Here is an 8977-nt window from a genome sequence, read left to right as displayed (position 1 = left end):
GGATGCACCGCACAATTGCCGTTACCCGCCGGTTACCCGATGCCACGAAGCAGAAATATGGGGTAACGGATCGGAATCAGGGGGCGCGGTTCAGCGCCTGTCCCGGAGCCAGCCGGTCACGCTGTAGCGTCCGCCGGCGGCGAAGGGCGTGACATAGCTGACATGGTGCGGCGCCGGCACCGTGAACAGGTTCAGCGTGTTGAAACAGGGCGTGAACCCCTCCGCCACGTCGCCGGCCTCGTCCAGGAACTCCAGGAGCCCGCCCCATTCGGCCCGCCAGGCCGGGGTGAGGTTCAGCACATAGGCCATGCGGCGGCCCTTGGCGTCGTCCCGGTCGGAGTGGCGGGTCAGGAAATGGTGGGGCTGGAACAGGGTGGCCTGGGAATCGGCCATGACGATGCCGGCGATGCCGGAGACCTCATGGATGAAGGACAGGAACTCCGGACCGTTGAGGAAGTCCAGCAGGCGGAAGACATAGAGGTCGGGCGCCTTGCCCTGGTCCGCCAGATCCCAGACGGGATAGCTGTTGAAGATGAACTGGAACCCGTTCCGTGCCCGCTCGAACACGAAATTGGTCAGCCAGCTCTTCTGATCGGCCGTCATGGCGGCGACCTGGTTGGGGAACAGCGTGTGGACCTTGCCGTCGCCTTCGTTGAACACGGTGTTCCATGGCAGCTCGGTGGCCAGACACTGATGCAGCCGGCGGGCCACCGGGTCGGGGAACACGTCGCGGATGCGGACGCGCCCCGTCCGGCGCAGCCGCGCCGCGATGTCGGCGCGGTCCAGGGCCGGGTTCAGCTGGATCGCGGGCAGGTCGGTGCTGGTCATGCGGCCATGGCTCCTCGGCGCAGTCGGGACGGGCCAGCCAGGGGGCCACAGGGGGACCCGTCGGGGCGGCCCCACCGTAGCCCTGCTCGGCCGCGGGCGCCACCCCCGCCGGGGCCGGCGGCGTCAGCCCTGGGCCGGCGGCGGTCCGGCGGGGTCGGCGGTTTCCGGCTGGACCTGGTGCCGCATCAGCACCGGGGCCTGCAGCAGGCTGAACAGGATGGTCAGCGGCATGATGCCGAAGACCTTGAAATTGACCCAGGCATCGGTGCTGAGGCTGCGCCACACCGCCTCGTTGAGGCCGGCCAGCAGCAGGAAGAACCAGGCCCAGCGGATGGTCAGGATGCGCCAGCCCTCATCGCGCAGCTCCATCACCGTGCCCAGCACCACCTTGATCAGGTAGCGGCCCTTGGCCAGTCCGGCGAACAGCGTGGCGGCGAACAGCAGGTTGACCGCCGTGGGCTTGATCTTGATGAACAGGTCGTCATCCAGCCACAGCGTCAGCCCGCCGAACAGCAGCACGAAACCGCAGCTCACCAGCGGCATGATCGGCAGGCGCCGCTCCAGCCGCCAGGACAGCAGCAGGGCCACCGAGGTGGCCAGCATGAAGGCCGCGGTGCCGTGCATGATGCCGGCACTGCTGTTGACGACGAAGAAGACGGCCAGCGGGCCGGCCTCGAGGACAAGGCGGAGATAGGGGCTCATGCGGCTGTGGTGTAACCGGAGTGGCCGGGTTGCGCCAGAGGGATCATTCGCCCCCTTCCCACCTCGGGCGGCGGAGAGTACATCCCGCTGTCGGGGAATCCCGCAGAAGATGGAGCGCCGATGATCCGGGCCTACCGCATCGCCGACGGACACAATGCCAGGCTGGATGAGAAGGCCGGCATGGCGGAGTTGCGCACGGCCACCTGGGTCGATCTGCTGTCGCCCTCGCGCGAGGAGCGCCAGCAGGTGGAGGCGGCCTTCGGCATCGAGCTGCCGACGCGCGAGGAGATGCGGGAAATCGAGCTGTCCAGCCGGGTCTACCGCGAGGAGGGCGGCACCTTCATGACCGCCACGGTGCTGTGCCGCGCCGATTCCCCCGTGCCCGAGACCATGGACATCACCTTCGTGCTGACGGGTGAGGCGCTGATCACACTGCGCTTCGACGATCCCAAGCCCTTCTACGGCTTCCATCACCAGGTCAGCCGCCAGAGCGTGCGCCTGGACAGCGGTCCGCTGGCGCTGACCCAGCTGCTGGACAGCATCCTGGACCGCATCGCCGACGTGCTGGAAGGGGCGGGCCGCGACGTCAACCAGGTGGCGCAGCAGCTGCTGATCGAAGGCCATGGCGGGCGGCTGGGCTCCGACACCCAGCACCAATTGCTGAAGAAGATCGCCCGCGCCCATGATCTGACCGCCAAGGCGCGGGAGAGCCTTGTCACGCTGGTGCGGGTGCTGGCCTTCCTCAACACGGTGCGCGAGGTGGCCGGCGACAAGATCATCCGGGCCCGGCTGAAGACCCTGTCGCAGGACGCCCAGTCGCTGGCCGACTATACGGCCTTCCTGTCCAGCAACATCGCCTTCCAGCTCGATGCGCTGCTGGGCGTGGTCGGGATCGAACAGAACAACATCGTCAAGATCTTCTCCATCGCCGCCGTGGTCTTCCTGCCGCCGACGCTGGTGGCCAGCATCTATGGCATGAATTTCCACCACATGCCGGAGCTGGACTCGCCCTGGGGCTATCCCATGGCCCTGGGCCTGATGGTGCTCTCGGTCATCATTCCCTATATCTGGTTCAAGCGCCGCGGCTGGCTCTGACCGGGCGGACCTCCTCCCCCTGCGGCTCTTGTGCGGACAGGGGGCCTGCGGCACGGTTGAGGCGTGTGGCAGCAATGGCGGAGCGGGGATGTGATGGCGCGATGCTCTGGGAGCCGGCGCGCGGGTCTGCTGGCGCTGCTGGCGGTGCTGCTGCTGGATGGACCAGGCCGGGCTGCGGTGCCGGCGGAGGCGGGGGGGACATCCGGCCTGTCCGCCGAGATCCCCGTCGATCTGGAACTGGTGCTGCTGGTCGATGTCTCCGGCAGCGTCGACCAGCAGGAGGCGGAATTGCAGCGCCGCGGCTATGCCGAGGCCCTGTCCAGTCCGCAGGTGCTGGATGCCATCCGCTCGGGCCCGCTGGGGCGCATCGCCGTGACCTACGTGGAATGGGCCGATGACAGCTATCAGACCACCATCATCGACTGGACCCTGATCGACGGGGATGCCGCCGCCCGCGCCGTCGCCACCCGGCTGGCGGAAGCGCCGATCAGCACGGCCTTCTGGACCGCCATCGGTCCGGCCATCGATTATGGCGCCGCCCGCTTCGCCACCAACGGCTATGAGGGGACGCGCCGGGTCATCGACATCTCCGGCGACGGCTACAGCAACCGCGGGCGGCCGCCGGAGCTGGCGCGGGACGCCGCCGTGGCCCAGGGCATCACCATCAACGGGCTGCCCATCCTCAACAGCCGGCCCAATCCCTGGGGCGGACTGCCGCCGCTGGATCTGGACAGCTATTACCGCGCCCATGTTATCGGCGGCCCCGGTGCCTTCCTGCTGGCTGCCGAGGATTTCTCCACCTTCGGCCAAGCCATCCTGGCCAAGCTGATCAAGGAGATCGCCCTGGCTCCGGCGGGGCGGCTGCCGCGTCAGGCGGCGCGCTGACGGCGGCTTCCGGGAGTTTGTGCCGTCCGCAGCAGAAAAACAGCCGCCGCACGGTGGGCGGCGGCTGCCGGGAGTCTCTGGCGGTTCAGGGAGGCAACGCACCAGTTCCCCTGCAACAGGACGGGCTTTGCCGCGGTTCCGTTGCAGTGCGGTCGTGGCCGGCCTGCATGTCGGCCCGTTCCTTTTTGCGTGGGCGGCCCCGCCGTTCGGGTAACCGCGCAAGGTGAATGGCATTCCGGACGAAACTGCCGAAAATGGCCGATGCAAGGACGTGCCCGCTCGCGCGTCTGTCAGGAGAGGACGACCCGATGGACGCCCGTTCGCAGCAGTTGCTGAAGCAGATCCCCTTTCTCCGCCGCTATGCCCGTGCCCTGACCGGGACCAGCGGCCGCGGCGACGAGTTGGTGGGGCTGGCCGTCCCGGTGGCGCTGTCCGATCCGGACGCCTATGGGCTGGCGCGGCATGAGCGCGGCCCACTCTATGCCCTGTTGAACCGGCTGTTCGATGCCGAAGAGATGCGGCCGGCCCTGCCGGAGTCCGGCCATCCCATGGAGCTGGCATTGGTCCAGCTGCCGGAGATGGAACGGCGGCTGTTCCTGCTGGTCAGTCTGGAGGAGGTGGGGTGTGCCGATGCCGCCCGCATCCTCGGCATCGGTCTGGAGGAGGCGCGTCGGCGCATGGCCGCGGCGCAGGAGGCTCTGCGCGAAAGCCTGATCGCCAGCATCATGATCGTGGAGGACGATGCCATCATCGCCTTCGATCTGGCGGAGACGGTGCGCACCATGGGCCACAAGGTCTGCGGCACCGCCACCACCATGGATGATGCGATCGACACCGCTCGCAGTTGCCAGCCGACCCTGGCGCTGATGGACCTGCGTCTGGCCCATGGCGACAGCGGCATCACCACGGCCCAGGTCCTGCGGCAGACCAGCGAGTTGCCCATCATCTTCGTCACCGCCTTCGGCGACGAGTTGACCCGGCGCGGGCTGGAGCATCTGGGGCCGGTGATCCGCAAACCCTTCACGCGGGAACAGATCGAACGCGCCATCACCCAGGCCGTGTTCGCACCATCGCGCGAGGCGCAGCTGCCCCTGCTGGCGGCGCTGGCCGGGCACGAAGGATCCCCCTCCTGACCCTGCCCGTGGCTTGCGGTCCGGCGGGCCGATTCAGGCCGAGACGAGGCCGCGGTCATGGCGAAGATGTTACATCCGCGGACGGACGTCCGTGGTGTAACAGGTTTCTATTGCGGAACGATTCGGGCCGGTTCAAAGATACGGACCCGGGCAGGATCCAGACTGGCCGTGGATCCGGGTGGTAGTCAGGTCCATGAATCGTAGGGCGTTGCTTCGTTCCGCGCTGGTTTTGCCGGTTGCCGGTATCTCCCTCGGACTGTCCATCAGCCCGCCGCTGCCGGCCATGGCGGAAGCCGCGGGCGCCGGACGGTCCCCCGCCCGCAAGGCGGCGCGCGCCGCCCGCCTTCTCATGCTCGATCCCGGCCATGGCGGCCATGATCCCGGTGCCATCGGCGGCCGCGGCACGCATGAGAAGGATGTCACCCTTGATATCGCCAAGGAGCTGGCACGTCAGGTGGAACGCTCCGGCGGCATGAAGGTGGTCCTGACCCGCGACACCGACGTGTTCCTGCCCCTGAAGGAACGGGTGCAGCGGGCCAGATCGGCCAAAGCCGACCTGTTCATCTCCATCCATGCCGACAGCGCGCCCAATGGCGGTGCCCGCGGCCTCTCCGCCTATACCCTGTCGGAAACGGCGTCGGATGCCTTCGCCGCGGCGCTGGCCCATACCGAGAATCTGGCGGACGGGCTGGGGGTGGATATGTCGAACATGGACCAGGACGTGGCGGCCATCCTGATGGATCTGGCCGCCCGCCACACGCGGACCGCCGCACTCCAGGCCAAGCAAGCGCTGGTGCGCGGGGCGGGACGGGAGCTGCGCCTGCTGGACAATCCCATGCGCTCTGCGAATTTCGCCGTGCTGAAGGCGCCGGACGTGCCCTCGGTGCTGATCGAGACGGGTTTCCTGTCGAACCGGGAGGATGAGCAATTGCTGCGTGAGCCGACGTCGCGTCGACGCATTGCCGGCATCTTATCCCGTGAATTGACGGCGCTGATGAAATCCGCACCGTTCGCGTGACACAACCGGTCCGGCCTGCTCCTCTGGGGGAACCGCAGGACGGACATAGTTTCATCATAAGATCCGGCAGGTCGAAGCGGCCCCACCCGGCAGGAGGCAGGACGATGGCGAGCAGGCGCCCTGTGGCGCGTTGGGACGGACCCGGAGCGGGAGCCCGTGTCCGCAGCCCCTCTTTCACCGCAGCGGCCCTGCTGGCGCTGGCCTTGCTGGCGGGCTGTTCCAGCGGGGGCGATACGCCGCCACCGGCCACGGGCACAGCGGCGCAGGCCCGGCTGCCCGACGATCTGATGCGCGAGAATATCCGGGCCTATTGGCGCTCGGCCGGCGTGGACCGGGATCTGTATGTCGCGGTCCGCGACGGGCGCGTCTTGCTGACCGGCACCGCGCGCACCGAGGATGTGCGCGCCACCGCGCTGGCCCAGGCCTGGCGCGTGGACGGCGTGAAGGAGGTCATCAACGAGATCCAGATCGGCGAGGGCGGGGGCATTTCCGACAGCGCCACGGACACCTGGATCACCACCCAGCTGCGCGCCAAGCTGATGACCGATCCGGAGATCACCTCCGGCAACTACACCATCGAGACGGTCAACCAGACCGTCTATCTCATCGGCAAGGCCCGCTCGCAGGTGGAGCTTGATCTGGTCCTGAATTATGCCCGCGGCATCGCCCGCGTGCGGCGAGTGGTCAATCATGTCCGTGTCTGAGTGTCTCCGCCCTGTCCTGTTCGGGCTTCTGCTGCTGCTGACCGGGGTCTGCGCGGCCTCGGCGCAGGACCAGGTTTCTGCTGCCGACCAGACGGCCCAGGCCAACCGGCAGTTCGTGCTGGCCATGCAGGCCTTGCAGCGGGCCGATCAGACCTATGACGCGCAGGAGCAGGCCAAGGCGCTGCTGGAAGCCGACCAGCTGTTGAAGGACATCGTCACCCGCCTGCCGGAAAGCCCGCTGGCGGTGCAACTGGTCACCAACCAGTTCATCGGCGATTTCGACTATGCCGAGTTCAAGGGACGCCTGCGCGGGCTGGCCTGCGCCGACGGGCAGTCCGACATCTGCCTGCTGCACCGGATCGAGCAGCTGATGTCCCCGATCGAGTATCCGGTCGCGGCCCCGCGTTGGGACTGGCTGTCCCTGGCCGTGGCCCATTACCACATCGGCAACCGCGACCGGGTGAAGCCCATTGTCGGCCCCTTCATCCAGGCCGTCCGCACCGGCAGCGTCAAGGACGCCCAGAGCCAGGACCTGTTCGTGGGCCGTGCCCTGGCCCTGACCGGCGAGGTCGATCTGGCCCTGCAACTGACCCGGCAGTTCAGCGACTGCGCCACCCGCATCTACAATCTGACCGACATCGCCGAAGTGCTGGCCTGGAACGGCAACACGGCCCGCGCCGCCGAGATCGCCGAGGAGGCCGCCGATTTCTCCCGCACCGCGACCTGCTCGTGGGAGTTGGGGCTGGTGGCCCAGGCCCTGCTGAAGGCCGGCAACGAATCGCGTGCCCGCACCCTGTTCCTCAACACGGTGGAGGAGCAGTTCAGCCGCTTCAAGGACCGGCGCGGGACCTGCTGTCCGCCGGAACTGGCCGTGGCGGCCGGCGACCTGGGCGACCCCAATCTGGCGCTCGGCCTGTTGCGGACGGTGCAGGATGAAAGCCCGTGGACCGTGCCCCAGGTGCTGGGCAAGCTGGCGGCCCGTGGCGACAAGACCCTGACCCTGACCTATGCCGACCAGGTCCATCCCGACGATCTGAAGGCGGAGACCTATTTCGAGCTGGTGGCCGGGGCATTGAAGGCGGGTGATCGCGCCATGGCGGAAACCGTCTCGACCCGCCTGGACACCATGTTGTCCAAGAAGCGGGACGCCATCGCCCTGCTGCAGCGGGCCCGGGCCGACAAGCTGCTCTACAAGGACCAGCGCTGGCGCGGCACCTATCTCGCGGCGCTGGGGGAAGCGGAGAAGGCCAGCAGCGCCGCCGGCGCCGAGCGCAAGGATCTGGCGGTGCCCTTCCTGGCGGCGCTGGTGGAGATCGAGACCGGCAAGCCCATGCTGGAATAGGCCGGGCTCATCCGCCCGCGGGGACCCGCCCCGGGTCCTCCACCCGGTGCAGGCGGGCCGCCGCCGCCAGGGCGGCGCGCAGGATCACGGCCTTGCGCCGGGCTGCCGGCAGCCGGTCCACCGGTGATTCGCGCACGGTCTCGGCCCCGAAGGCATCGGCCACCAGCAGGCCGCACGCGGCCGGGATCAGGTCCAGCGGGAAGTCCGGGCCGACAGCGAAGTAGAACCGGTCGCAGAACGCCAGATAGTCCTGCCATTTGTGATCGGTCTTGAAGTCCACCGCTCCGCTTTTGACCTCGACGATCACGATCTCCCCATCCTCGGCAAGCCCCAGCACGTCGGCCCGGCGGCCATTGGCCAGCGGGAACTCGACCAGGGTGCGGATGGCGCGGTCGGCCAGCATGCGGCGCACGCCGCGGGTAATGCCGGCGGCCACATCGGAGGCGGGGCGGGGAAGGGAGGGCAGATCCGGCAGCATGGTCCGCGTCGCGGCTGAAAACCGGTACGGATCATGAACGCAACCCGCCCTGTCGGCAAGCCGTCCGATCCGGTTACGGCACCGGGCCGGCCAACGGCGGGCCACAGCGCCCCGACCGGACCGGCGAGGCCGGTCCGGGGGCCGCCGAACTGGCCGGTTTCAGCCGCGGACGGTGATGACGGAGCAGCCGCCCACGGCGGCGGGCTTCATCTCCGGCTGCAGTCCCGCCTGCAGCAGCAGCATGTGCACCCCTTCGACCACGGCGGTCGGGCGGGTCAGGGTGATGCTGGGATCGCGGTGGCCCAGCGCACGGCAGCGCGCCACGGCGTCAAGGATCTGCCTGGCCAGCGCTTCGGCCCCATAGGGCTTGGGCACGGGTGTCGGATGATCGGAGGAGGGGGGGTAGCCGATGGCCAGTGCGGCTGCGGTCAGGCCGAGGTCCGGATTGGGGGCTCCGGTCGCCACGACGGGGAACATGCAAGGTCCCTGGGTTCTGGTCGGCTGACGACTTCGCCGTCAGCAATGCGAATATTGATCCCGAGCGGGGCCGGGTGGAGGTGACAATTTCGGGAGGCTGCGTTGTCAGGAACGCCGCCATCCCTTCAGCGTTGCTTAACGTCTGGCCGCGGCGGGACGGCGTGCCCCGCCTCCGCTGCCGCTCTCCGAGCGGTGGGCGATGGAATTCCCACAACCTATCCGCCCGGGCGCCTCGGCAGCGCCATAAAATCCGGGTACAAGCACCTGAACGCGATCCTGGGCCACAGCAACAGGCCACAGCAACAGGAGTGAAGC

The 8977-nt window shown here is 68.5% G+C and carries 10 protein-coding genes; 6 read left to right on the top strand and 4 right to left on the bottom strand.

Going from position 1 to position 8977, the window contains the following annotated elements:
- Positions 1-90 precede the first annotated feature (90 nt).
- Both DK368_RS16165 and DK368_RS16160 read right to left on the bottom strand, forming a co-directional pair.
- The gene (locus DK368_RS16165) at positions 91-828 is read right to left on the bottom strand and encodes a 2OG-Fe(II) oxygenase (RefSeq protein ID WP_114395005.1); all 738 of its coding nucleotides are present in this window, start codon (positions 826-828) and stop codon (positions 91-93) included.
- Positions 829-951: 123 nt separating this feature from the next.
- Positions 952-1530: a septation protein A gene (locus DK368_RS16160; protein ID WP_114395004.1), complete on the bottom strand. Its 579-nt coding sequence runs from the start codon at positions 1528-1530 to the stop codon at positions 952-954.
- Between the two features lie 120 nt (positions 1531-1650).
- Between DK368_RS16160 and DK368_RS16155 the strand changes: the two genes are divergently transcribed.
- From DK368_RS16155 to DK368_RS16130, 6 genes are all read left to right on the top strand, one after another.
- On the top strand, positions 1651-2625 hold the full coding sequence (locus DK368_RS16155; RefSeq protein ID WP_114395003.1) for a magnesium transporter CorA family protein: 975 nt from the start codon (positions 1651-1653) through the stop codon (positions 2623-2625).
- Positions 2626-2718: 93 nt separating this feature from the next.
- A complete protein-coding gene (locus tag DK368_RS16150) occupies positions 2719-3510 on the top strand; it encodes a DUF1194 domain-containing protein (protein WP_114395002.1) in 792 nt (263 codons plus the stop codon).
- Positions 3511-3818: 308 nt separating this feature from the next.
- Positions 3819-4643, top strand: coding sequence for a response regulator (locus DK368_RS16145; RefSeq protein WP_114395001.1), 825 nt, complete (start codon positions 3819-3821; stop codon positions 4641-4643).
- 193 nt (positions 4644-4836) lie between these two features.
- Positions 4837-5661, top strand: coding sequence for an N-acetylmuramoyl-L-alanine amidase family protein (locus tag DK368_RS16140; protein WP_114395000.1), 825 nt, complete (start codon positions 4837-4839; stop codon positions 5659-5661).
- A gap of 104 nt (positions 5662-5765) precedes the next feature.
- Complete coding sequence (locus tag DK368_RS16135) at positions 5766-6365, top strand: BON domain-containing protein (protein WP_114394999.1); 600 nt, start codon at positions 5766-5768, stop codon at positions 6363-6365.
- Positions 6352-7707, top strand: coding sequence for a hypothetical protein (locus DK368_RS16130; protein WP_240002532.1), 1356 nt, complete (start codon positions 6352-6354; stop codon positions 7705-7707). Before DK368_RS16135 ends, DK368_RS16130 begins: the two co-directional genes overlap by 14 nt.
- A gap of 7 nt (positions 7708-7714) precedes the next feature.
- Here DK368_RS16130 and DK368_RS16125 read toward each other — a convergent pair whose 3' ends face one another.
- Entirely contained in the window at positions 7715-8185 is a 471-nt protein-coding gene (locus tag DK368_RS16125) for an MmcB family DNA repair protein (protein WP_114394998.1), read from the bottom strand.
- Positions 8186-8344: 159 nt separating this feature from the next.
- Positions 8345-8662: a hypothetical protein gene (locus tag DK368_RS16120; protein ID WP_114394997.1), complete on the bottom strand. Its 318-nt coding sequence runs from the start codon at positions 8660-8662 to the stop codon at positions 8345-8347.
- Positions 8663-8977 lie beyond the last annotated feature (315 nt).

Source organism: Oleisolibacter albus, from assembly GCF_003336875.1.
Lineage (GTDB): Bacteria > Pseudomonadota > Alphaproteobacteria > Azospirillales > Azospirillaceae > Niveispirillum > Niveispirillum album.
Note: the sequence above shows the minus strand (reverse complement) of the source record. Positions and strands in the feature narration are given on the sequence as shown.